Annotated in this window: 21 protein-coding genes and 1 pseudogene; 16 read left to right on the top strand and 6 right to left on the bottom strand. The window is 68.7% G+C overall.

Annotation, left to right across the window (positions count from 1 at the left end; translation table 11 throughout):
• Window positions 1-6 precede the first annotated feature (6 nt).
• The 3 genes from purE (at window position 7) to AX767_RS11465 (ending at window position 2837) form a co-directional block, all read left to right on the top strand.
• The gene (gene purE / locus AX767_RS11455; RefSeq protein WP_068631443.1) at window positions 7-552 is read left to right on the top strand and encodes a 5-(carboxyamino)imidazole ribonucleotide mutase; all 546 of its coding nucleotides are present in this window, start codon (window positions 7-9) and stop codon (window positions 550-552) included.
• Window positions 553-617: 65 nt separating this feature from the next.
• Window positions 618-1727: a 5-(carboxyamino)imidazole ribonucleotide synthase gene (locus AX767_RS11460; RefSeq protein WP_237288642.1), complete on the top strand. Its 1110-nt coding sequence runs from the start codon at window positions 618-620 to the stop codon at window positions 1725-1727.
• A 111-nt stretch (window positions 1728-1838) separates the two neighbouring features.
• Window positions 1839-2837 (top strand): L-threonylcarbamoyladenylate synthase, encoded by a 999-nt coding sequence (locus AX767_RS11465; protein ID WP_068631447.1) that lies wholly within the window; start codon window positions 1839-1841, stop codon window positions 2835-2837.
• A gap of 16 nt (window positions 2838-2853) precedes the next feature.
• On the opposite strand, the gene dacB is transcribed toward AX767_RS11465, so the two are convergent.
• Window positions 2854-4254, bottom strand: coding sequence for a D-alanyl-D-alanine carboxypeptidase/D-alanyl-D-alanine endopeptidase (dacB, locus tag AX767_RS11470; protein ID WP_068631449.1), 1401 nt, complete (start codon window positions 4252-4254; stop codon window positions 2854-2856).
• Window positions 4255-4286: 32 nt separating this feature from the next.
• Between dacB and AX767_RS11475 the strand changes: the two genes are divergently transcribed.
• From AX767_RS11475 to AX767_RS11505, 7 genes are all read left to right on the top strand, one after another.
• Complete coding sequence (locus tag AX767_RS11475; protein WP_068631451.1) at window positions 4287-5294, top strand: DMT family transporter; 1008 nt, start codon at window positions 4287-4289, stop codon at window positions 5292-5294.
• Window positions 5287-5985, top strand: a complete 699-nt coding sequence (gene tsaB, locus AX767_RS11480) for a tRNA (adenosine(37)-N6)-threonylcarbamoyltransferase complex dimerization subunit type 1 TsaB (RefSeq protein WP_068631453.1) — start codon at window positions 5287-5289, stop codon at window positions 5983-5985. Before AX767_RS11475 ends, tsaB begins: the two co-directional genes overlap by 8 nt.
• The gene (gene rimI / locus AX767_RS11485) at window positions 5982-6482 is read left to right on the top strand and encodes a ribosomal protein S18-alanine N-acetyltransferase (protein WP_068631454.1); all 501 of its coding nucleotides are present in this window, start codon (window positions 5982-5984) and stop codon (window positions 6480-6482) included. The genes tsaB and rimI overlap by 4 nt, the downstream gene beginning before the upstream one ends.
• Complete coding sequence (locus tag AX767_RS11490; protein ID WP_068631457.1) at window positions 6479-7252, top strand: uracil-DNA glycosylase family protein; 774 nt, start codon at window positions 6479-6481, stop codon at window positions 7250-7252. The genes rimI and AX767_RS11490 overlap by 4 nt, the downstream gene beginning before the upstream one ends.
• 9 nt (window positions 7253-7261) lie before the next feature.
• Entirely contained in the window at window positions 7262-8086 is an 825-nt protein-coding gene (gene pyrF / locus AX767_RS11495; RefSeq protein ID WP_068631459.1) for an orotidine-5'-phosphate decarboxylase, read from the top strand.
• Between the two features lie 200 nt (window positions 8087-8286).
• Window positions 8287-10134, top strand: a complete 1848-nt coding sequence (locus AX767_RS11500; RefSeq protein WP_068631461.1) for a DUF1800 domain-containing protein — start codon at window positions 8287-8289, stop codon at window positions 10132-10134.
• Between the two features lie 10 nt (window positions 10135-10144).
• Window positions 10145-11614 carry a DUF1501 domain-containing protein gene (locus AX767_RS11505; RefSeq protein WP_068631463.1) on the top strand — a complete coding sequence of 490 codons (1470 nt, stop codon included), beginning with the start codon at window positions 10145-10147 and terminating at the stop codon, window positions 11612-11614.
• Here the strand turns inward: AX767_RS11505 and AX767_RS11510 are convergent.
• Entirely contained in the window at window positions 11604-12407 is an 804-nt protein-coding gene (locus AX767_RS11510) for an IclR family transcriptional regulator (protein WP_068631465.1), read from the bottom strand. The two genes, AX767_RS11505 and AX767_RS11510, sit on opposite strands and share 11 nt — an antisense overlap.
• Before the next feature lie 94 nt (window positions 12408-12501).
• Between AX767_RS11510 and hmgA the strand changes: the two genes are divergently transcribed.
• The 3 genes from hmgA to fahA are packed head-to-tail and all read left to right on the top strand — an operon-like array spanning window position 12502 to window position 16073.
• Window positions 12502-13809, top strand: a complete 1308-nt coding sequence (gene hmgA / locus AX767_RS11515) for a homogentisate 1,2-dioxygenase (protein WP_068631467.1) — start codon at window positions 12502-12504, stop codon at window positions 13807-13809.
• A gap of 13 nt (window positions 13810-13822) precedes the next feature.
• On the top strand, window positions 13823-14785 hold the full coding sequence (locus tag AX767_RS11520) for a Bug family tripartite tricarboxylate transporter substrate binding protein (RefSeq protein WP_068631470.1): 963 nt from the start codon (window positions 13823-13825) through the stop codon (window positions 14783-14785).
• Between the two features lie 10 nt (window positions 14786-14795).
• Window positions 14796-16073, top strand: a complete 1278-nt coding sequence (fahA, locus tag AX767_RS11525; protein ID WP_068631472.1) for a fumarylacetoacetase — start codon at window positions 14796-14798, stop codon at window positions 16071-16073.
• 17 nt (window positions 16074-16090) lie between these two features.
• Here the strand turns inward: fahA and AX767_RS11530 are convergent, their stop codons facing one another.
• Window positions 16091-16438 (bottom strand): DUF4189 domain-containing protein, encoded by a 348-nt coding sequence (locus AX767_RS11530; protein ID WP_168164824.1) that lies wholly within the window; start codon window positions 16436-16438, stop codon window positions 16091-16093.
• Between the two features lie 44 nt (window positions 16439-16482).
• Window positions 16483-16935 carry an acyl-CoA thioesterase gene (locus AX767_RS11535; RefSeq protein WP_068631474.1) on the bottom strand — a complete coding sequence of 151 codons (453 nt, stop codon included), beginning with the start codon at window positions 16933-16935 and terminating at the stop codon, window positions 16483-16485.
• A 90-nt stretch (window positions 16936-17025) separates the two neighbouring features.
• On the opposite strand from AX767_RS11535, the gene AX767_RS11540 reads away from it, so the two are divergent.
• Complete coding sequence (locus AX767_RS11540; RefSeq protein WP_068633611.1) at window positions 17026-18006, top strand: Bug family tripartite tricarboxylate transporter substrate binding protein; 981 nt, start codon at window positions 17026-17028, stop codon at window positions 18004-18006.
• Window positions 18003-19379: an FAD-dependent oxidoreductase gene (locus AX767_RS11545; protein ID WP_068631475.1), complete on the top strand. Its 1377-nt coding sequence runs from the start codon at window positions 18003-18005 to the stop codon at window positions 19377-19379. The genes AX767_RS11540 and AX767_RS11545 overlap by 4 nt, the downstream gene beginning before the upstream one ends.
• A gap of 11 nt (window positions 19380-19390) precedes the next feature.
• Here the strand turns inward: AX767_RS11545 and AX767_RS21905 are convergent, their stop codons facing one another.
• Window positions 19391-20293, bottom strand: coding sequence for a hypothetical protein (locus AX767_RS21905; protein ID WP_237288422.1), 903 nt, complete (start codon window positions 20291-20293; stop codon window positions 19391-19393).
• A 101-nt stretch (window positions 20294-20394) separates the two neighbouring features.
• Between AX767_RS21905 and AX767_RS11555 the strand changes: the two genes are divergently transcribed.
• Complete coding sequence (locus tag AX767_RS11555; protein WP_068631476.1) at window positions 20395-21270, top strand: acyl-CoA thioesterase; 876 nt, start codon at window positions 20395-20397, stop codon at window positions 21268-21270.
• Between the two features lies 1 nt (window position 21271).
• On the opposite strand, the pseudogene AX767_RS11560 reads toward AX767_RS11555, so the two are convergent.
• Window positions 21272-21895: pseudogene (locus tag AX767_RS11560) on the bottom strand (ABC transporter ATP-binding protein); the annotation flags it as partial.
• Between the last annotated feature and the right edge of the window lie 78 nt (window positions 21896-21973).

The following is a 21973-nucleotide window of genomic DNA, read 5'->3' on the forward strand; positions in this document are numbered from 1 at the left end:
GGAACCATGAACGAAACCATTCAGGTCGGTGTGGTGATGGGCTCGAGCTCCGATTGGGAGACGATGCGCAACGCGGTCGAGATTCTCACGCAATTCGGAATTCGCCACGAGGCCCGGGTGGTCTCGGCGCACCGAATGCCCGACGAACTCTTCGCCTACGCCGAAAAAGCAGCCGGCCGCGGGCTCGCCGCGATCATCGCCGGTGCCGGCGGCGCGGCCCATCTGCCGGGCATGCTGGCCGCCAAGACCACCGTGCCGGTGCTGGGCGTGCCGGTGGCGAGCCGCCACCTGCAAGGCGTCGATTCGCTCTACAGCATCGTGCAGATGCCCAAGGGCGTGCCGGTCGCGACCTTCGCGATCGGCAATGCCGGTGCCGCCAACGCGGCGCTGTTCGCCGTTGCGATGCTGGCCGTCAACGACCCGGCGCTGCGCGCGAAGCTCGACGATTTCCGCACGGCGCAGACCGCCGCCGCCGAAGCGATGACACTGCCGCCGGCCGAGTCGCCAAGCGCAATTTCCCCGTTTTCCCCGCAGGGCGGGGGTGCGCTGTGACCGCCACCCTGCCCGTCCTCCCGGGCGCCACGCTCGGCGTGCTCGGCGGCGGCCAGCTCGGCCGCATGTTCGCGCACGCGGCGCAACGCATGGGCTATTTCACGGCCGTGCTCGACCCCGACGCCGACAGCCCGGCGGGCCGCGTGAGCCACTTTCACATCCACAGCGACTACACCGATGTCGACGCGCTGGCCCGGCTGGCCGGCCTCGCCGACGCGGTCACGACCGAATTCGAGAACGTGCCCGCTTCGGCGCTCGAACACCTCGCGAGCGCCCGGCCCGTGGCGCCCGGCGCGCCCGCCATTGCGATCGCGCAGGACCGCATCGCCGAGAAGGCGCATTTCGGGCGTTGCGGCGTGGCCTGCGCCCCGTACGCAGTGATCGAATCCGCCGCGAACCTCGAAGCCGTGCCCGATGCGCTGCTGCCCGGCATCCTGAAGACGGCGCGCCTGGGCTACGACGGCAAGGGCCAGCAACGCGTGGCCACGCGCGCGGAACTCGCCGCGGCCTGGGACGCCTCCGGCAACGTGGCCTGCGTGCTCGAAAAACGCATGCCGCTCGACTACGAGTGCTCGGTGATCGTCGCGCGTGGACACGATGGCCAGATGGTCAACTTCCCGGTGCAGCGCAACCTGCACCGCGACGGCATCCTCGCCGTGACCGAAGTGCATGAAGAGAACATGCCGGCCGCGCTGGCGCAGCGCGCGATCGACGCCACGAAGCGCATCGCGACCGGCATCGACTACGTCGGCGTGCTGTGCGTCGAATTCTTCGTGCTGGCCGACGAGACGCTGGTGGTCAACGAAATGGCGCCGCGGCCGCACAACAGCGGCCACTACACGATGGACGCGTGCGACATCTCCCAATTCGAGCTGCAGGTGCGCACCATGGCCGGCCTGCCGCTGAACCCGCCGCGGCAGCACAGCCCGGCCGTCATGCTGAATTTGCTCGGCGACCTGTGGTTCTCCGGCCCCGATGCGCCGGCCATGGAGCCCGGCTGGGCCAACGTGCTCGCGCTGCCCGGCGTGCACCTGCACCTGTATGGCAAGACCGAGGCGCGGCGCGCCCGCAAGATGGGCCACCTCAACATCACCGGCGCCGACATCGCGAGCGTGCGCAGCACTGCGGATTTCGCGGCTGCGTTGCTTGGCCTGCCGATCCCGCTGTCGGAATAATGCTCGCCCCCAGTCTCCGCGCACTGCGTGTCGCTTCGCCAACCCCCTACCGGGGGCAACACCGGCGGCCCGGCAAAGCCGGTTCCGCGGTGTTCCACGACAGGAGATGCAGTGATTTTTAACGGGGATTTGCCCGATGCCATCGCCGAGGCTGCGCGCGTGCTGCGGGCCGGAGGGCTGGTCGCGTTCCCGACGGAGACGGTGTATGGGCTCGGCGCGGATGCGAGCAACGACACCGCTGTCGCCGGCATCTTCGCGGCGAAAGGCCGGCCGAGCGACCATCCGCTCATCGTGCACATCGCGGCCGGCGCGCACGGCACGCAGTCGCTGTCGCGCTTCGCGCAGCCGCTGCCGCCTTTCGCGCAAGCGCTCGCCACCGCGTTCTGGCCGGGACCGCTGACGCTCATCGTCACGCGCCAGCCCGGCGTGGGCGCCGCGGCAGCCGGCGGGCAGGACACCATCGGCCTGCGCTGCCCGGCGCACCCGGTCGCGCAGGCGCTGCTGGAAGCCTGCGCCGAGATCGGCGTGCCGGGCCTGGCCGGCCCCAGCGCCAACCGTTTCGGCCGCGTGAGCCCGACCACCGCGCAGCATGTGCACGACGAATTCGGCGACGGCCTGATGGTCATCGACGGCGGGCCGTGCGCGGTCGGCATCGAATCGACCATCGTCGACTGCACGCGCGGCGCGCCGGTGCTGCTGCGCCCCGGCGTCATCACCCGTGCGCAGATCGAAGCGGCTTGTGGCGAAACACTGAGCAGCAAGGACGCGCTCTCGGAGCCCGCGCCCCGCGCCTCGGGCACGCTCGAATCGCACTACGCGCCGACGGCCAGGCTGCGGCTCATGGACGCCAAGGCCATGCAGACGGGGCTCGACGTGCTGGGCGCCAACGCGGCGCACATCGCGATCTGGTCGCGCACTCTGCTGCGCAGCCGGTCGTCGCGCATCGTGCAGCGCCGCATGCCCGACGACGCCGCCGCCAGCGCGCAACAACTGTTCGCGGTGCTGCGTGAATTCGACGCGCAGGGCGTCAAGCTGATCTGGGTGGAAATGCCGCCGCTCGATGCAGAGTGGGAAGGCGTGCGCGATCGGTTGCAGCGCGCTGCGGCGTAGCGCGGGCGCTGAACCTCTAATCCTGCGTCGCCCAGTCCACCAGCGCATCGAACGCCGGCCGCGCTGCGGCAGCGTTCGCATGGTTCGCGATCGCCACGACGATGTAGCGCCGGCCGCTCGCACCGTCGACGTAGCCCGCCACGCCTGCCGCATCGCGCAGCGTGCCAGTCTTCAGATGCGCGGCGCCGCCGGACTTGAGGGCGCGCCGCTTCAAGGTGCCGTCGACGCCGAAGGCGGGCAGCGAGGACATGAGCTCCGACATCACCGGCGAGCGCCACGCGACCTGCAGCATCTTGGCGAGCTCGCCTGCGGTGATGCGCTCCTGGCGCGACAGCCCCGAGCCGTTGTCGAACACCGGCTGGCCTTCGCCGGTGCCGATGCGGTTGTTCCACCACTGCTTCATGGTGTCGCGCGCGCCGTCGAGCGAGCCGCGGTTCTTTTGCTGCAGGCCGAGCGTGAGGAACACGTGCTGCGCCATCACATTGTTGCTGTATTTGTTGATGTCGCGGATCACCTCGGCGAGCGGCGGCGACGCCACCTCGAACACCGGCTTCAGGCCCGCCGGCACGCGACCGTCGCGCACGGTGCCTTTGAGCTGGCTGCCCATCTCGCCCCACAGTCCGCCGACGGCGCGCGCCGCGTAGCTGCGCGGATCGGCATAGGCGATGGCCCAGACCTTTTCGCCGCAGCTCGCCGGGTAGCTGCCGGCGAAGCGAATGCGCGCCGGGTCGGCGTAGTCGGCCGCGAGCGTGCTGCGGTAGTCGCCGCAGTCGCCGGCCGAGAGCGGCACCGTGGTCTGCATCGCGACGCCGGTGAGCGAAGGCTCGAAGTTGACCTGCGCGGTCTGCGCCGTGCGGTTCGGCACGAAGGTCATCACCACCGATTTGAAGTTGAGCAGCAGCGCATCGGGCGCGACGTTGTACGGACGCAGGCCTTCGCCATCGAACGCGTTCGGATCGGCCTCGGTCGTCTCGAACGCGCTGCGGTCCAGCACGATGTCGCCGGCGATGGTGTGGATGCCCAGCCCCTGGATGCGCCGCAGCAGCAGCCACAGGCGCTCGATCACCAGCTTCGGATCGCCCTGGCCCTTGATGTACAGGTTGCCGTTGAGCACGCCGTTCACGATCGCGCCGTCGGTGTACACCGGCGTGGTCCAGGTGAAGGCGGGGCCGAGGATGTCGAGCGCCGCGTAGGTGGTGACCAGTTTCATGATCGACGCCGGATTCACCGGCGCCTGCGCGCGCCAGGCCAGGCGCGGCGGCCGCACCGCATCGGCGTCGGCGACCAGCATCGTGACCGCGTCACGCGGCACCTTGGCGCGGGCGAGCGCGGCGTCGACTTCGGGCGGGAGTGCTTGCTGGGCGAGCGCGCTGGCGCACAGGAGCAGGCTGGAAAGGGCAAGGAAGGCAGGGCGCATCGCAGGATTATCCCGGCCTCGATAATGGCGGGATGCCCGCCGCGACCCCGTCCGCCCCCCGTTTCAGTCCGCGCGCGATCGGCATCGCCTCGGCCGTGGTCACAGTCGCGGTGTGGACGGCCTTCATCGTCATCGCGCGTGCTTCGGCCGGACGTTCGCTCACACCCTTCGACCTGGCCTTCGCGCGCATCTGCGGTGCCAGCCTGGTCCTGATGCCGTGGGGCGCCTGGCTGGTGGCACGCGGCCGTCGCGAGGGCCAGGGCGCGGATTCGCTGTTCGGCCTCTCGCCGCTGTCGCTGCGCGTGACAGCCAGCGCGGGCGTCTTCGGCGGCCTGGCCTATGCGTTGCTCGCCTATTCGGGCTTTTTCTTCGCGCCGGCCTCGCATGCGTCGGTGCTGCTGCCCGGCAGCCTGCCGCTCTGGACCACGCTGCTCGCCGCGCTGGTGCTGCGCGACCGCATCACGCCGGCGCGCGCTGCCGGACTGGCGCTGATCGTGCTCGGCGACCTGCTGGTCGGTGGCCACAGCCTGCTGCATGCGCTCGATGGCGGCTCGGTGTGGCAGGGCGATCTGCTCTTCATGAGCGCCGCCTTCTGCTGGGCCTGCTACAGCGTGGTGGCGCGCCGCCATGCGCTCGATGCGGTGCGCGCGACGGTGGCGATCACGGTGTTCGCGTTCCTCACCTTCGTGCCGGTCTACGCGTTGCTGACCGCGTTCGGCGTGGTGACCAGCCACATCGGCAGCGCGCCGTGGGGCGAACTGGCCTTCCAGATGGCGTTCCAGGGTGTCGGCTCGGTCGTCGTCTCGGGCATCACCTTCACCAAAATGATCCAGCACTTCGGCCCGGTGCGCACGACGATGATCACCGCGCTGGTGCCCGGCCTCTCGGCGCTCGGCGCGGTCGTTTTCCTGGGCGAGCCGATGCACTGGAATTTGATTGCCGGGCTGCTGCTCGTGACCGGCGGCATCCTCTTCGGCGTCCGGCAAGCGGCGGTCGTTCTGCAGAAACCGGCGATGCCGGCCCTTCGATCCCATGCCTAAATTTCTTGCTTTCGACACCAGCACCGAGCACCTTTCGATCGCGGTGCAGCACGGCGATGCGCTGTTCGCGCACAGTGGCGCGGGCGGCGCGCAGTCGTCCACCACGCTGCTGCCGCTGGTGCTGCAACTGCTCGGCGAAGCCGGGCTCACGCTGGCCGAACTCGACGCCATCGCTTTCGGGCGCGGCCCAGGCTCGTTCACCGGGCTGCGCACCGCGTGTGCCGTGGCGCAGGGCCTGGGCTTCGGCGCCGGCGTGCGGCTGCTGCCGGTCGACACGCTGCAGGCGGTGGCCGAAGCGGCGCACCGGCGCTTCGGCGCGACACGCGTGGTCGCCGTGCTCGACGCGCGCATGGACCAGGTCTATGCGGCGCAGTACACCTTCGACGGGAGCCCCGCCGATTCCGAAGCGCTGTTGCTGGCGCCCGAACAGCTGGTGGTGCCCGGAGGATTCGCGCTCGCCGGCAATGCCTTCACCGCCTATGGCGACCGGCTGTCAGCCGCGACGGCACGCCACGTGGTCTTGCCGACCGCCGAGGCGATGCTGCGGCTCGCACCCGGCCTGCTGGCCGCCGGCCGCAGCGTCGCGCCGGCGGATGCGCTACCGCTCTACGTCCGCGATAAAGTGGCGCAAACCACCGACGAGCGGGCCGCCCTCAAGGCGGGCACCGCCATTGCCACACCGTCCGCATGAGCGCCGTCCTCCAGCCCCTCGAAGCCCGCCTCGAAGCCCTGACCGTCGATCGGATCGACGCGGTCTGCGCGGTCGAGAAGACCGCCTACAGCCACCCCTGGACGCCGCTCAACTTCTCGGATTCGCTCGACGCCGGCTACCACTGCCAATTGCTCCTCGGCGGCGAAGCGCTCATCGGCTATTTCGTCGCCATGAAAGGCGTGGACGAGGTGCATCTGCTCAACCTCACCGTCGCACCCGCGTTCCAGCGCCAGGGCTGGGCGCCGTTGCTGCTCGAAGCGCTGGCCGGCTGGTCGCGCGGGCAGGGCGCACAGTGGCTCTGGCTGGAGGTGCGCGAAAGCAACCAGCGAGCGCTCGACCTCTACATCCGCCATGGCTTTCGCCGTGTCGGCCTGCGCAAGGGCTACTACCCGGATGTCGGCGACCAGCGCGAGAACGCGATCGTGATGAGCCTTCGCCTCGATGAAACCGGCAGCGCCTGGGGCGCCCTCCAATGACCGAATCCACGCTGAATCTCGATGCGCGCCATCGCGCCATGCTCGACGAAATGGGCGTGAAGGTGTGGTGGCCGACGGCGAGTGCGGCGAGCGCGGCCGTTGTCGATGCCGCGGCCCAGGCCGAGGCGCCGCCCGCTGTCGAGGCACCCCCCGTGGCGGCCAGGACGGTCGCTGTGCCCGCAGAAGCGGCGCCAGTCGCCGCGCGGGTCGCGACAAAGTCGGCGCCGGTGTCGGCCCCTGCGCCGCGCAGCACGTCCGCCGTGCGCATTGACACCCCGCGCCGTCTCTACGGCAGTGAAGGCGATGCCACCGGAGGCTGGCTCATCGTGGCCGACATGCCGCCCGAAGCCGATGGCCGTCACGGCCAACCCTTCGACGGCGATGCCGGTCGGCTGCTCGACAACATGCTGCGCGCATTGAAGCTGCACGCCGGCGACGCGCCTGTTCACCTCGTGCGCACCCACCGCGCCGCTGCGGGCTCGGCAGCCGACAGCGCGCTGGCGTTCGACGAAGCGTTCGCGGCGCACGCAGCCGCCCTGGCCCCGCGCATCGTGCTGGCCATGGGCCCGCTCGCTGCGCAGAGTCTGCTGCAGAGCGCAGAGCCGCTGGGCAAGTTGCGAGGCCGCGCCGTGCCCGTGCCCGAACTGGCCGGCGTCCCGCTGGTCGCGACCTATCACCCGCTCTACCTGCTGCGAAATCCGGCCGACAAAGGACGCGCCTGGGCCGACCTGTGTCTGGCGGCCGCCACCCTCGAATCGGCGCCTTCCTAGAATCCCGCCATGACTTTTCTTGACAAGCTGCGCGCCGCCGAGCGCCGCAACGGCTCGCTGCTGTGCGTGGGGCTCGACCCCGAACCCGCCAAATTTCCGGCGGGCCTGAAGGGCGACGCCAGCAAGATCTACGACTTTTGCGCCCGCATCGTCGACGCCACGGCCGACCTCGTCATCGCGTTCAAGCCGCAGATCGCCTACTTCGCCGCGCACCGCGCCGAGGACCAGCTGGAGCGCCTGATGGAGCACATGCGCCGCCATGCGCCCCACGTGCCGACCATCCTGGACGCCAAGCGCGGCGACATCGGGTCCACCGCCGAGCAGTACGCGCTGGAGGCCTTCGAACGCTATGGCGCCGACGCGGTCACGCTCTCGCCTTTCATGGGGTTCGATTCGGTCGCGCCCTATCTGCAGCACGAAGGCAAGGGCGCTTTCCTGCTGTGCCGCACCAGCAATCCGGGCGGCGACGATCTGCAGGGCCAGCGGCTGGCCGGCATCGAAGGGCAGCCTTTTCTGTATGAACATGTTGCACGCCTGGCCCAGGGGCCGTGGAACCTGAACGGCCAATTGGGGTTGGTGGTCGGCGCGACCTACCCGGCCGAAATCGAGCGCGTTCGCGCGCTGGCGCCCACCGTGCCGCTGCTGATTCCCGGCGTCGGCGCCCAGGGCGGTGACGCCGCGGCGACGGTGCGCGCCGGGTGGCGCAGCGACGCGCCGATCATCGTCAATTCGTCGCGCGCGATCTGCTACGCCTCGCCAAACGACGACTTTGCCGACGCGGCGCGGCGCGAGGCCATCAAGACGCGCGACAGCCTCGAGTCGGCGAAGCCTTAACGACAATTCGCGCCCGTTGACGACCGCCGACATGTGTCCAAGTGACGAAAAAGTCACTTTGAATTACATCCTTAGTCCTACAGACAGCCCTTACATTTCTGAGCAGACGCGGATCGGCACCAAGGCACGCCTTTTGCCTTGTCCGAGAACTAAGTCACAAAAAGTCACAAAGTGCGAGAGCGCTGAGGAGCGAGGGAACCATGGTCGAAATCATCGAAGACGGTCGCGTGCGCGCGACCGAAGATGCCGTGCCAGCCGTCGAGGGCGCTGAAACACCGGGCACGCATGGAAGGCTGGCCGCGGCACTCGCCGCTTCAAGTGCACTGGTCGCCTGCGGTGGTGGTGGTGGCGGAGGCGGCAGCGGCCTCGGTCTGTTCGGCGCCCCGGGCGCCAACGGCACAGCAGCGGCCGGCAGCACCGACACGACCGTGCAGGCCGGCTCGCTCACAGCCATCAACAACACGGCGACGGCCAGCACCTATGTCTACACGCAGGCCAAGACGGATGCCGAGGCCGCGCGGTTCCTGCTGCAGGCGCAGTTTTCCGCATCCGACGCCGACATCGCGGCGGTCCGTGCCAAGGGCTATCTGCCGTGGCTCGGCGAGCAGATGGACATGGCGCCCACGCAGACAGGCTGGGACTGGCTCAACAGCAAGGCCGAGGGCACGGCGAGCGTGGACAGCATGATCTGGCAGCAGCTCATGAAGTCGACCGATGCGGTGCGCAAGCGCATGGCGCTGGTCTTCTCCGAGATCTTCGTGGTGTCGGCCAACGACATCGGCTCGAACTGGCCCGACCTCCTGATGGCCGGCTACTGGGACACGATGGTCGCGGGCGTCACCACCAACTTCCGCAAGCTGATCGAAGACGTGACGCTGAACCCGGCGATGGGCTTCTACCTGAACACGCGCGGCAACCAGAAGGAAAACAACAACGGCCGCCAGCCTGACGAGAACTACGGGCGCGAAGTGATGCAGCTGATGACGCTCGGGTTGGTCCAGCTCAACCCGGATGGCACGACGAAGACCGGTGCCGACGGCGCCCCGATGGACAGCTACACACAGGACGACGTGACCAATATCGCGCGCGTCTTCACGGGCTACGACCTGGACATCAAGCAAGCCGAAAAGAATTCGGTCGCGCGACCGGGCTACACCATCGAGTCCAGCGCCTGGACCCGGCGGCCGATGGTGCTCACGGCCAGCAACCACTCGACGCTCGCGAGCAATTTTCTCGGCGCCACGGTGCCCGCCAGCACGCCCGGCGCGCAGGCACTGAAGATTGCGCTGGACACGCTGGTCGCGCACCCCAACACGGCGCCCTTCATCTGCAAGCAGGTGATCCAGCGGCTGGTCACGAGCAACCCGAGCCCGGCCTACGTGGCGCGCGTGGCAGCGGTGTTCGTGGACAACGGCGCCGGCGTGCGCGGCGACATGAAGAGCGTGTTCGCCGCCGTGCTGCTCGACAACGAAGCGCGCAGCCCCGCGGGCCTGACCGACGCCAACTTCGGCCGGCTGCGCGAGCCGATGCTGCGCTTCGTGCAGTGGGGTCGCACTTTCGGCATCCAGTCGACGCTGGACACCTGGGGGATCGGCGCGCGGAGCGACGCCGGCAACAACGGCCTCGGGCAGAGCCCGCTGCGTTCGCCCTCGGTCTTCAATTTCTTCCGGCCCGGCTATGTGCCGCCGTCGACGGCGATGGCGGCCGCCCGGCTGGTGGCGCCCGAGTTCCAGCTGGTGAACGAAACCAGCGTCGGGGGCTACCTCAACTTCATGCAGAACATCCTGCAGAACGGCTTCAACAACAAGGATGTCGTGGCCACCTACACGGTGGAAAAAACGCTGGTGCTCGATCCGCCCGCGCTGGTGGCGCGCCTCAATCTCCTCATGACGGGCAACGAGCTGTCTGCCGCGACGGTGGCGCTGATCGTCGGCGCGCTGGTGCAGCCGGCCGTGACCGCCGGGAGCCCCGATGGTGTCAAGCTCAACCGCGTCACGGCCGCCGTGCTGCTGGTGCTGGCTTCGGCCGAATACCTCATCCAGAAATAAGGCGGCCACCATGTACCTCATCGATCCCGCCGCGCACACCCGCCGCGCTTTCCTGCGCCGCTCCGGCCAGCTTGCGATGGCCGGCACCGCCTTGCCCTTCGCGCTCAATCTCGCGGCGATGGGCGAAGCCGCCGCGCAGGGCGCCACCGACTACAAGGCGCTGGTCTGCGTGTTTCTCTATGGCGGTTGCGACTATGCCAACACCGTGGTCACGTACGACGACCCGAGCTACACCGCCTACAGCACGATCCGCGGCGGCTCGGGCACCGGCGGCATCGCGCTGCCCAAGGCCGCGCTGCTGCCGCTGCTGAACGGCCCGGTCCGCTCTGATGGGCGCCAATACGCCCTGGCGCCCGGCATGCAGGGGCTGGCCGACCTCTACAACAACGAAGGCAGCCTCGCGGTGCAACTGAACGTCGGCCCGCTGGTGGTGCCGCTCACGCGGGCCCAGTTCAACAACGGCAACAGGAAGTTGTACCCGGTGCCGCCGAAACTGTTCTCGCACAACGACCAGCAGTCGACCTGGCAGTCGTCGTCGCCCGAAGGCTCGACGGTCGGCTGGGGCGGCAACATCGGCGACATCGTGCTCGACCAGAAGCAGAACACCAATTCGCTCTTCACCTGCATCTCGGTGTCAGGCAACGCGGTGTTCCTGTCGGGCGACTCGGCGCTGCAATACCAGGTGAGCACGAACGGCGCGGTCAAGATCGGCAGCGCGAACGGCAATGTCTACGGCTCGTCCACGGTCAAGTCGGCCATGGCGACGCTGATCCAGCAGGCACGCACGCACAACCTGGAGAACGAATACAACCGCGTCACTGCGCGCGCCATCGACGCCGAGGTCAAGGTGACCAGCGCGATCGGCGACGACAGCGCGGCGAGCCCCGCGTTTCCCGCCAACACGTTCCCCAACACCAACCTGGGTCGCCAGCTCGCGATGGTCGCGCGGCTGATCCGCGGCCGCAGCACGCTCGGCGCCAAACGCCAGGTGTTCTTCGTGTCGATGGGCGGCTTCGACCTGCACGACAACCTGCTGTCGAACCAACTGCAGCTGCTCACCCAACTGAGCGACGCGATGACGGCCTTCCACAAGCAGATGGGCGTGCAGGGCCAGGCCAACAACGTGACCACGTTCACCGCGTCCGACTTCGGTCGCACGCTGGCTTCCAACGGCGATGGCGCCGACCACGGCTGGGGCAACCACCACTTCGTGCTGGGCGGCGCGGTCAAGGGCAAGAACCTCTACGGCACGCCGCCCGTGGTCAGCATCGAGAACGATTCCAAGAAGGTCGGCTACGAAGGCCATGTCGGCCAGGGTCGGCTCATCCCGACCACCTCGGTCGACCAGTACGCCGCCACGCTCGCCACTTGGTTCGGCGTGCCCGCGGTCGACCTGCCGAGCATCCTGCCGAACCTGAAGAATTTCGGCACGCCCACCAACGGCATCGATTACCCGAAGAACGTCGGCTTCATGGCCTGACGCCGAGCTGCTGCGACACCGCGTTGGCGCAGCCTTTGAGCGCCTTGGCGATCTCGCCGTGCCACGCGGTGCTGAAGATGCCGGCCGGGCCGATGGCGATCAGCGCGAGCACGATCGCGCCGGTGTGGTCGAACACCGGCGCCGACATCGCGTGGATGCCCGGGATGATCTCGCCTTCGGAGCGGCTCAGGCCGTGCGCGCGCACCTCCGCGAGCTGCGCTTCGAACGCCTTCCAGCTCGGCAGCGGTGGCGCATCGGGCATGCCGGCGGCAGGCCGCGCGCTGCGGCGGCGCTCGGCCTCCAGCAAGGCCTGCACCTTGCCCGCTTCGAGGTAGGCGCCGAAGAGCCGGCCCGATGCGGTGCTTGTCAGTGAAAACACCGTGCCGTGGCGCAGGTTCACGTGCACCGCCGACGGCGACTCCGCGATGCGCACGATGGTCGCGCCGCGATCGCCCCACACCGCCATCGCGATGGTGTGGCCCAAGCGCTGCGCGAGGTCGGCGATCAGCGGCGTCGCGATGTGCACCGGGTCGGCTTGCTGCAGGCTGATCAACCCCAGCTGCAGCGCGAGCGGGCCGAGCCGGTAGTGGCCGCTGGCCGCGTCCTGTTCGATCAAGCCCAACCGGCCGAAGCTCACCATGTAGGGGTGCGCCTTGGCCGGCGTCATGTCGGCTTCGCGCGCCAGGTCTTTCAGCGCCATGGGGCGGCCGGCATGCACCAGCGCGCGCAGCAGTTCGCCGCCGACCTCGATGCTCTGGATGCCGCGCTGCGCGCGTTCGGTGCCGGTAGCCATGTGCGTTCTTGTATTCGTCTAAAGAGAATGAATTAGACAATAGCAGATGAAGGCATTACCATCCAGCTCTGTTTTCCCGTGGAGACAAGCCACCATGACCCCGAATTACCAGAGCGGTTTCGGCAACGAACACGCCACCGAAGCCGTCGCCGGCGCCCTGCCGCAAGGCCGCAACAGCCCGCAGCGCGCGCCTTTCGATCTCTACCCCGAACTGATCTCGGGCACCGCCTTCACCGCGCCGCGCCACGAGAACCGCCGTACCTGGATGTACCGCCGTCAGCCGTCGGTGGTGTCGGGCCGCTACCAGCCGTATGCGCAGGCGCAGTGGACCAGCGGCGCCGATCGCGCCATCGCGCTGCCCCCCGAGCCGATGCGCTGGAACCCGATGCCGCTCGACCACGTCGATGCCGACTTCGTCGACGGCATGCACACGCTGGCGGCCAACGGCGATGTCGAATCGCAGGTCGGCATCGGCTCGCTGATGTACCTGGCCAACCGCTCGATGGAACGCCGCGCCTTCGTCAATGCCGACGGCGAAATGCTGCTCGTGCCGCAGCAGGGCCGCCTCGTCATCACGACCGAGATGGGCGTGCTCGAGGTCAAGCCCGGCGAGATCGCGGTGCTGCCGCGCGGCGTGGTGTTCAAGGTCGCGCTGCCCGATTCGGAAGCCGGTGCGGGCGCATCGCGCGGCTACGTCTGCGAGAACTACGGCGCGCAATTCCGCTTGCCCGAGCTCGGCCCGATCGGCTCGAACGGCCTGGCGAACTCGCGTGATTTCATGGCACCGGTCGCCGCATACGAAGAGGCGCCCGCCGAGTACGAGCTCATCAAGAAATCGGGCGGCCACTTCTGGCGCGCGCCGACCAAGCACTCGCCCTTCAACGTCGTCGCGTGGCACGGCAACCTCGCGCCGGTGAAGTACGACACGGCGAACTTCATGACCATCGGTTCGATCAGCTTCGATCATCCGGACCCGTCGATCTTCACCGTGCTCACTTCGCCGAGCGACACGCCCGGCACGGCCAACTGCGACTTCGTGATCTTCCCGCCGCGCTGGCTGGTGATGGAAGACACCTTCCGTCCACCCTGGTACCACCGCAACCTCATGAGCGAGTTCATGGGGCTCGTGCACGGCCAGTACGACGCCAAGCCCGGCGGCTTCAAGCCCGGCGGCGCGAGCCTGCACAACATGATGGTGCCGCACGGCCCCGACGAAGAGGCGTTCGACAAGGCCAGCCACGCCGACCTGAAACCGCAGAAGCTCGACCACACGCTGGCCTTCATGTTCGAGAGCCGCTACCGTTTCATCCCGAGCGGCTGGGCGATGCAAAGCCCCGCGCTCGACCCCAACTACGCCGACTGCTGGGCGGGCCTGCCCGATCAATTCAAAACAACGCCTTGAAGGGACATCACCCATGAAAGCATTCACCGCTCTCCTGCTCGCACTGCCACTCGCACTGTCGAGCGCCGCGCACGCCGCCGACTATCCGGCCAAGCCGATCCGTTTCGTCGTGCCCTACACCGCGGGCGGCACCACCGACCTCGTCGCGCGGACCGTCGGCCAGAAGGTGTCCGAGAAGCTCGGTCAGCCCGTGGTCATCGACAACCGCGGCGGCGCGGGCGGCAACATCGGCATGGACGCGGTGGCCAAGGCCGCGCCCGATGGCTACACGATCGGCTTCGGCGCCATTTCGACCAACGCGCTCAACCCGCACATCTACAAGTCGATGGCCTTCGATCCGCGCAAGGATTTCACCGCGATCAGTTTGCTCGGAACCTCGACCATCGTGCTCGAAGTGCCAGCCGCATCGCCGATCAAGAGCGTGAGCGATCTGGTCGCTGCAGCGAAGAAGAGTCCTGGTCTGCCTTACGCCACTGCCGGTGCTGGCACCTCGATGAACCTGGCCGGCGTGATGTTCGCGCAGACCACCGGCACCGAACTGACGCACGTCGCCTACAAAGGCAGCGGTCCGCTCATCAACGACCTGCTCGGCAACACGGTAGGCGTCGCCTTCGACAACCTGCCCGCCTCGCTGCCGCAGATCCAGGCCGGCAAGCTGCGCGCGCTGGCGGTGGCCGGGCCGTCGCGCTCGCCCTCTTTGCCTGACGTGCCGACGATGGCCGAGGCCGGCCTGAAAGGTTACGCGCTCGACCCGTGGTTCGGCGTCTATGGCCCCGCCAACCTGCCGGCACCGATCGTCAAGGCGCTGAACCAGGCCTTCGTCGAAGCGCTCGCGTTGCCCGAGGTGAAGGACAAGCTGGTGCAGGCCGGCTTCTCGCCGCGCGGCTCGTCGGCCGACGAACTGACGAAGCTCACCCAATCCGAATACCAGCGCCTTGGCGATGTCGCCAAAAAGGCCGGCATGTCGGCCGATTGAAAGCACGCCCATGAACATCCTCGACACCACCCACGACACCCAGCTGCGCAGCTGGGTCGACTCCGCCAACGTGGCGGATTGCGACTTCCCGATCCAGAACCTGCCCTTCGGGCGCTTCCGGCCGGCTGACACCGAGGAGCCGTTTCGCATCGGCGTCGCGATCGGCGACCAGGTGCTGGACCTCGACGCGGCCAAGCTGGTCGACCACGCCGACATGAACCGCCTGATGGCCGCGACGCCCGAAGAGCGTGCCGCCTTGCGCAAGGCCTTGTCCGAAGGTCTCGCGGAAGGCAGTACCAAGAAGGGCGACTGGGAGCTCGCGTTGTATGCGCAATCGTCCGTCGAGCTGACGGTGCCGTGCCGCATCCACGACTACACCGATTTCTACACCGGCATCCACCACGCGACCACGGTCGGCAAGCTCTTTCGCCCCGACCAGCCGCTCATGCCCAACTACAAGTGGGTGCCCATCGGCTACCACGGCCGCGCCTCGTCGATCGGCGTGAGCGGGCAGGTCTTCAAGCGGCCGAAGGGTCAGACGCGCGCGCCCGATGCGGTCGAGCCGAGCTTCGGCCCGTCGAAGCGGCTCGACTACGAACTCGAGCTCGGCTTTCTCATCGGCCGGGGCAACGCGCTCGGCGAACCCATCGTCATCGGCGACGCGGAGCGCCACCTGTTCGGCGTGACGCTGCTCAACGACTGGTCGGCGCGCGATCTGCAAGCCTGGGAATACCAGCCGCTCGGCCCGTTCCTCGCGAAGAACTTCGCCACCACGCTGTCGCCCTGGATCGTCACGATGGAGGCGCTCGCGCCGTTCCGCGCGAAGTTCGAGCGCCCTGCGACCGACCCGCAGCCGATGGCGTACCTCGACGATGCATCGAACCGCGCCGCCGGTGCGCTCGACATCACGCTCGAGGTCTGGCTGCAGACCGCGCAGATGCGCGACGCCGGCGCGCCCGCCGTGCGCCTCACGCGCGGCAATACCACGCAAGCCGCGTACTGGACAGCGGCGCAACTGGTCACGCACCACACGGTGAACGGCTGCAACCTGCAGCCCGGCGACCTGCTGGGGTCGGGCACGTTGTCGGGCCCCACGCCCGAGCAGGCCGGCTCGCTGCTCGAACTCACGCAAGGCGGCAAGCAGCCGATCACGCTGCCCAACGGCGAGCGCCGCACCTTCCTCGAAGACGGCGACACGCTCACGCTGCGCGGCTACTGCGAGCGCGCGGGCGCGACGCGCATCGGTCTGGGCGAAGTCAGCGGAACGGTCGTGGCCCCACGGGGTTGAGCGCCCGGGTCGGGCACTCAACGCGGCGAGCAGACGGTGACCACCGCCTTGCACGGCTGCGTCGGCAGATGCGCGTCGCACTGACCGACAGCCGCCTGGGTCGCTGCGTCCGCCGTCAGCGCAGTGGCGGCGCCCCATTCGCCATAGTTACCGGTGGCGAGCGCGCCGCAGGAGCGGTTGAAATACGCGGTGACGGCGCAGGCACCCGGGCGGCGGGCGGCGCGATCGCATTGCGCGCGTGCTGCGGCTTCAGCGGCGGCACGTGACGGATGGTTGAAGGCGTAGCCCTGGGCGCCGTACACCGAGGCGATCGCGCCCCAACTCGGTGACTGCGCGGACTGTGCATGGGCAGGAAGGACGACCATTGCCGACCACCAGCACAGGAGCGTCAGCGCGCCCGCCCGCATGGTCAAACTTCGGGGCTCGCCGCAGCGCGTGCGGCATCGAGATGTGCGCGGGCCCGCTCGGCCAGCGCCATTTCACCGGGCGTGCCCGGCGCGTAGGTGACGACCGGCATCGGCCGGCCATGCGAATCGACCGACACGAACACCACCAGGCATTCGGTCGTCTTCGTCATCTCGCCGCCCTTCATGTCGCCGCTGCGCACCTCGACCGAGATGTTCATGCTGGTCTTGCCGGTGTAGGCCAGGCGGGCTTCGACTTCGACCAGGTCGCCGATCATGATCGGATGGTGAAAGCGGATGCTGCCGATGAAGGCGGTCACGCAGTAGCGCTTGGCCCAGCGGGTCGCACACGCGTAGCCGGCCTCGTCGATCCACTTCATGACGGTGCCGCCGTGCACCTTGCCGCCGAAGTTGACGGTGTTGGGTTCGGCGAGGAATCGCAAGGTGATGGAGGACATGAGGGTTTCCGATGAGCACGCGGGAGCAGCAGATTATTCCCCAGCGACTGCGCCTAGACTGCTGGTTTGTCCAACCTCAGCCTGTCCGCCATGCATCCTTCCAAGAGAGCTTTTGCCGTCGCCACCCTGGCCGTCCTCGCCGCGGCTTGTTCGCCTGCGGCGCTGGCGCAGAACGCACCGTGGCCGACCCGGCCGATCCGCATCCTCGTCGGCTTCCCCGGCGGCTCGACGCCCGACATGGCGGCCCGCGCCATCGCCGAGCCGCTCGGCCATGCGCTCGGCCAGCCGGTCATCATCGAGAACAAGCCGGGCGCCTCCGGCAACATCGCGACCGACCAGGTGGCCAAGTCCACCGACGACCACACGCTCGGCGTTGTGATCAACGGCAACCTCACCTCCGCCAAGATGCTGTACCCGCGCCTCCCCTACGACCCGGGCAAGGACTTCAGCTACATCACGCTGATCGCGACCGCGCCGCTGGTGCTGGTGGCGCAACCGTCGGCCCCTGACGGCGCGGCGTTCTTCGATGCGGCGCGCCAAGCCGGCGACCGCTGGAACTACGGTTCGGTCGGGACCGGCTCGGTCGGCCACCTGGGCATGGAACTGCTGAAGTCGAAGGTGCCGGGCTTCACGCCGGTGCATATCCCGTTCCAGGGCAATCCGCAAGCCGTCACCGCCATCATCGGCGGCCAGGTGCAGATGGCGCTGGTGCCGCCGGGCATCGCGCAGCCGCAGGCGAAGGGCGGCAAGCTCAAGGTGATTGGCCTCACCACCAGCGGGCGCAGCGTGCTGATGCCCGAGGCGGATTCGCTCGCAGCGGCCGGCGTGAAGGACTTCCAGCTCGAGGTGTGGACCGCGCTCATCGGCCCGGCCAGCTTGCCGAAGGCAGCGCAGGAGCGCCTCGCGATCGAGATGCCGAAGATCATGCAGAACGCCGACGTGCGCCGGCAGCTCTTCAACCAGGGGTGGCAGGCCGTGGGCACCTCGTCCGAGGGCCTGAAGACGCGGATCAAGCAGGAGAGCGCGACGATGGCCGACATCATCGCCAAGCGCGGCATCAAGATCGAATGAGCGTGCAAGCCCCCACCATCGACGAGCCGGCGCGCAGCCTGCCGGTCTTCGGCGAATACGACGTGGTCGTGGTCGGTGGCGGGCCGGCCGGCATCGCGGCGAGCGTGAGCGCGGCGCGCCATGGCGCGCGCACCTTGCTGGTCGAGCGCTACGGATTCCTCGGTGGCATGGGCACGGCCGGCGGTGTCACCAATTTCGCGGGGCTGTACGGCAAGCGCGGTGGCGAGATGCAGCAGCTGGTGCACGGCGTGGCCGACGACCTGCTCTCGCGCATCGACGCGATGGGCGGCCTCAACACGCCGCAGGACGGCATGCAGGGACGCATCCGCGTGCGCTCGTACGACACGTCGGTCTACAAGATGGCGGCCGACCAGCTGCTGCAGAGTGCCGGCGTGTCGCTGCTGTTCCATGCGTGGGCGGCGGCGGTCGTTCGTGAAAAGGGTGGCGATGGCGAGCGCATCGCCGCGCTGGTGGTCGAAACGAAATCGGGTCGCCAGGCGATCCGCGCGACGGCGTTCATCGATGCCAGCGGCGATGCCGACGTGGCCGCCTTCGCCGGCGTGCCCTTCACCGTCGGCGACGGCCACGGCAGCGGTCTGTATCCGACCACGATGTTTCGCGTCGGCCAGGTCGATGCGCCGCGCGCGCTGGCTGCGGTCGGCGAGTTCAAGGCGATCAACGCGCTGATGGCAGAGGCGCGCGAAAGCCGGCCGGGCGTCTATGACTTCCCGCGCGACGGCGCGATCCTGCGGCCCAACATCGACCCGCGCGAATGGCGCGCCAACGTCACGCAGATTCGCAATGCCGCGGGCCAGGCGATGAACGGTGTCGATGCGCAGGAGCTGAGCGATGGCGAGCTCGAAGGCCGGCGTCAGGTCGCCGAGTACTTCCGTTTCCTGAAGGCCGAGGTGCCGGGCTTCGAGCAATCGGCCATCGTGGAAATTGCGCCGCAGGTGGGCCTGCGCGAGACGCGGCGCATCGAGGGCGTGTACGCGCTCACGGGCGAAGACATCCTTTCATCCGCGCGCTTCGAGGACAGCATCGGCATCAACGCGTGGCCCATGGAAATGCACGCCGAGGGCCGCATCGAATGGGCGTTCCCACGGGACGAGACGCGCACCTTCAACCAGCTGCCCTGGCGCATGCTGGTGCCGCGCACGGTGAGCAACCTGCTGGTCGCCGGGCGTTGCGCGTCGATGACGCACGAAGGTCAGTCGGCGGCGCGCGCGAGTGGCGGGTGTTTCGTGATGGGGCAGGCGGCGGGCACCGCTGCGGCCACGCTGGCGACCGGTGCGGTGGGCCGCTTCATGGACATCGACGTGCCGGCGCTACAACGCACGTTGCAGGCCGACGGCGCCGACCTCGACCGCTAGCGACGAGCCGATCAGCGGTAGCCCGACTCGTTCGGGTTGTGGATGATCCAGATCAGGTTGCCGCTGGAGAAGTCGCCCATGCCACCGCCCGCAAAGATCAACCGGCCCTGGCCCTTGTAGGTCATCTCGAAGCGGTGACGGTCAGCGCCGAAGTAGAACGGAATCCACGCCTTGCCGGTCATGTAGGCGCCCTGGTCGGTCGCGGGGCCGATGAGGTCCTGCACCTGGCGCGTCGTCATGCCGATCTGCAGCTTGGTGAACTTGCTGTTCGGTGCCGGGTTGCCCGTGATCTCGCCTTCGAAATCGTTCAGGCCTTTCACGGTGCGGCCGCTGCCGGCTTCCACCTTCGACGAATCCACCACGGTGCCGCGTGCGTCCATGCCGGCCTTGCCGGCGCCGACGGTCGAGGGTGCGGTGGGTTGCGGCGCAGGCGCTGCCGCAGCGACTGGTGCGGGTCGCGCCGGTTCGACGGCGACGGCGCAGCGATCGAGGTCGACGATCTTCTGCTTGCTCTTCGGCACGAAGCGGTAATCGCGGATCTTCGTGGTCACCGTGCCGCCGCTGAAGCCGGGCGCCATCGCGCGGCAGCGGAAGAACGTCGCGTCGCCTTCTTCGACGGCATAGGTGCCCGCCGGTGCGCCGCGGCCTGCTTTCGCAAGCGTGAGCGTCGTGGTCTTGCCGACGAGGTCCGCCTTGAGGCCCTTCTCGTTGCCCTCGCCGAGGGCGTCGGTGAGTTGCCGGTAGTCCAGCCCTTCGACCGCGGGCGGCGGTGGCGGTGCCACGGGCGCCGCGGGCGCCGGTGCCGCGGCAGCGGCGGACGCGGGTGCGGCGGTCTTCGACGCCGAGGAGCAACCCGCAACGAGCACGGCGACAGCGACAGCGACAGCGAGGAAAGGCAGGGGTGTTTTCAGCATCAAGTCGGAACTCCAGAGGATCGATGGCCGGAAGGCTGCGGCATTTTCACGGATTCCAAAGCGACAGCCGCCTGGCGCCTCTTTTGCTAAGGTTGGCGCAAATGACCGACGCCCCCACCGCTGCCTGCCTTGTCGACGACCTCGTGACCCTGATGCGCCTCGAACCCGTGGGAGAAGACCGCTTTCGCGGCCAGAGCGAAGACATCGGAACGCCTGCCGTGTTCGGCGGCCAGGTGCTCGGCCAGGCGGTGATGGCGGCCAGCCGCACCGTCGAGCCCGACCGGCCGATGCACTCGATGCACGCCTACTTCCTTCTGCCCGGCGAGCACGCGCCCATCGACTACAGCGTCGACCGCGTGCGCGACGGCCGCAGTTTCACCACGCGGCACGTGCTGGCGCGACAGGAGGACCGGATCATCTTCGAGATGACGGCGTCATTCCAGACGGTCGAGGACGGAATCGAACACCAGCTCGCGATGCCCGAAAAAGACGGGCCCGAAGGCCTGCCGAGCGAACTTGAACAACGCGTCGCGCTTGGCGACAAGTTGCCCGTGCGCTGGCAGGTCAAGGGCATCGAGCCGCACGGCATCGAATACCGCCGGGTCGAGAAAGACGACCTGCTTGCGCCGGTGGCGCGCGAGGGCGGCAGCGCGATCTGGATGCGCGCCGTGTCGCCGCTGCCGGACGAACCCGTCATCCACCGCGCGCTCCTGGCCTATGCGTCCGACCACGGCCTGCTGCGCGCCGCGATGGTGCCGCACGGCCTGACCTTCATGACCGGCAAGGTGCGCGCCGCAAGCCTCGACCACGCGATGTGGTTCCACCGCGAGTTCCGCTTCGACGACTGGCTGCTCTACGTGATCGACTCGCCGAGCGCGAGCGGTGCGCGCGGCCTGTGCCGCGGCAGCGTGTTCACGCGCGACGGCACGCTGGTCGCGTCGACCGCGCAAGAGGGCATGCTGCGCGTGCTGCGCTGAATCACACGCCGAGGTAGCGCGCCCACAGCGTGCGGTCGGCATCCAGCGCGGCCGAATCACCGGTCCACACCCCGCGGCCGCGCTCGAGGATCAGGTGACGGTCGGCCAGCGGCAGCAGGCGCTGAACGTACTTGTCGACCACCAGGATCGCTTCGCCTTCCGACTTGAGCGTCGCGAGGCAGCGCCAGATCTCTTCGCGGATGACGGGCGCGAGGCCTTCGGTCGCCTCGTCGAGGATCAGCAGGCGCGGATGCGTCGACAGCGCGCGCGCGATGGCCAGCATCTGCTGCTCGCCGCCCGACAGCTGGTTGCCGGCGTGGCCCTTGCGCTCGGCCAGTCGCGGAAAGAGGCCGTAGAGCGCATCGACCGTCCAGCGCGGCGGCGAGCCGTCACGCGGTCGTGCGAAGGCGCGCAGGTGCTCGTCGACGCTGAGGTTGGGAAACACGTGCCGGCCTTCGGGCACGATCGCCACGCCGCGGCGCGCGATCGCATCGGGTTTCGTGCCACCGATGTCGGCGCCGCCGAATCGCACGCTGCCGCGCATCGGCTTGAGCGTGCCGGTCAGTACCTTGAGCAGCGTGCTTTTCCCCATGCCGTTGCGGCCGAGCAGCGCCAGCACTTCACCCGCGCCCACGCGCACGTCGATGCCGAACAGCACCTGGCTCGCGCCGTAGCCGGCTTCGATGCCGGTTCCTTCGAGCAG

It is taken from the genome of Variovorax sp. PAMC 28711 (assembly GCF_001577265.1).
GTDB lineage: Bacteria > Pseudomonadota > Gammaproteobacteria > Burkholderiales > Burkholderiaceae_C > Variovorax.

Excerpts from the sequence above, each read along its gene's own strand:
- pyrF (WP_068631459.1), top strand. The coding sequence starts at position 7,262 with ATGACTTTTCTTGACAAGCTGCGCGCCGCCGAGCGCCGCAACGGCTCG.
- AX767_RS11545 (WP_068631475.1), top strand. The coding sequence starts at position 18,003 with ATGAGCGTGCAAGCCCCCACCATCGACGAGCCGGCGCGCAGCCTGCCG.
- purE (WP_068631443.1), top strand. The coding sequence starts at position 7 with ATGAACGAAACCATTCAGGTCGGTGTGGTGATGGGCTCGAGCTCCGAT.
- AX767_RS11460 (WP_237288642.1), top strand. The coding sequence starts at position 618 with ATGTTCGCGCACGCGGCGCAACGCATGGGCTATTTCACGGCCGTGCTC.
- AX767_RS11505 (WP_068631463.1), top strand. The coding sequence starts at position 10,145 with ATGTACCTCATCGATCCCGCCGCGCACACCCGCCGCGCTTTCCTGCGC.
- AX767_RS11530 (WP_168164824.1), bottom strand. The coding sequence starts at position 16,438 with ATGGTCGTCCTTCCTGCCCATGCACAGTCCGCGCAGTCACCGAGTTGG.
- dacB (WP_068631449.1), bottom strand. The coding sequence starts at position 4,254 with ATGCGCCCTGCCTTCCTTGCCCTTTCCAGCCTGCTCCTGTGCGCCAGC.
- AX767_RS11520 (WP_068631470.1), top strand. The coding sequence starts at position 13,823 with ATGAAAGCATTCACCGCTCTCCTGCTCGCACTGCCACTCGCACTGTCG.
- AX767_RS21905 (WP_237288422.1), bottom strand. The coding sequence starts at position 20,293 with ATGCTGAAAACACCCCTGCCTTTCCTCGCTGTCGCTGTCGCTGTCGCC.
- AX767_RS11500 (WP_068631461.1), top strand. The coding sequence starts at position 8,287 with ATGGTCGAAATCATCGAAGACGGTCGCGTGCGCGCGACCGAAGATGCC.
- AX767_RS11490 (WP_068631457.1), top strand. The coding sequence starts at position 6,479 with ATGACCGAATCCACGCTGAATCTCGATGCGCGCCATCGCGCCATGCTC.
- AX767_RS11535 (WP_068631474.1), bottom strand. The coding sequence starts at position 16,935 with ATGTCCTCCATCACCTTGCGATTCCTCGCCGAACCCAACACCGTCAAC.
- fahA (WP_068631472.1), top strand. The coding sequence starts at position 14,796 with ATGAACATCCTCGACACCACCCACGACACCCAGCTGCGCAGCTGGGTC.
- AX767_RS11540 (WP_068633611.1), top strand. The coding sequence starts at position 17,026 with ATGCATCCTTCCAAGAGAGCTTTTGCCGTCGCCACCCTGGCCGTCCTC.
- AX767_RS11475 (WP_068631451.1), top strand. The coding sequence starts at position 4,287 with ATGCCCGCCGCGACCCCGTCCGCCCCCCGTTTCAGTCCGCGCGCGATC.
- AX767_RS11555 (WP_068631476.1), top strand. The coding sequence starts at position 20,395 with ATGACCGACGCCCCCACCGCTGCCTGCCTTGTCGACGACCTCGTGACC.
- AX767_RS11510 (WP_068631465.1), bottom strand. The coding sequence starts at position 12,407 with ATGGCTACCGGCACCGAACGCGCGCAGCGCGGCATCCAGAGCATCGAG.
- rimI (WP_068631454.1), top strand. The coding sequence starts at position 5,982 with ATGAGCGCCGTCCTCCAGCCCCTCGAAGCCCGCCTCGAAGCCCTGACC.
- tsaB (WP_068631453.1), top strand. The coding sequence starts at position 5,287 with ATGCCTAAATTTCTTGCTTTCGACACCAGCACCGAGCACCTTTCGATC.
- hmgA (WP_068631467.1), top strand. The coding sequence starts at position 12,502 with ATGACCCCGAATTACCAGAGCGGTTTCGGCAACGAACACGCCACCGAA.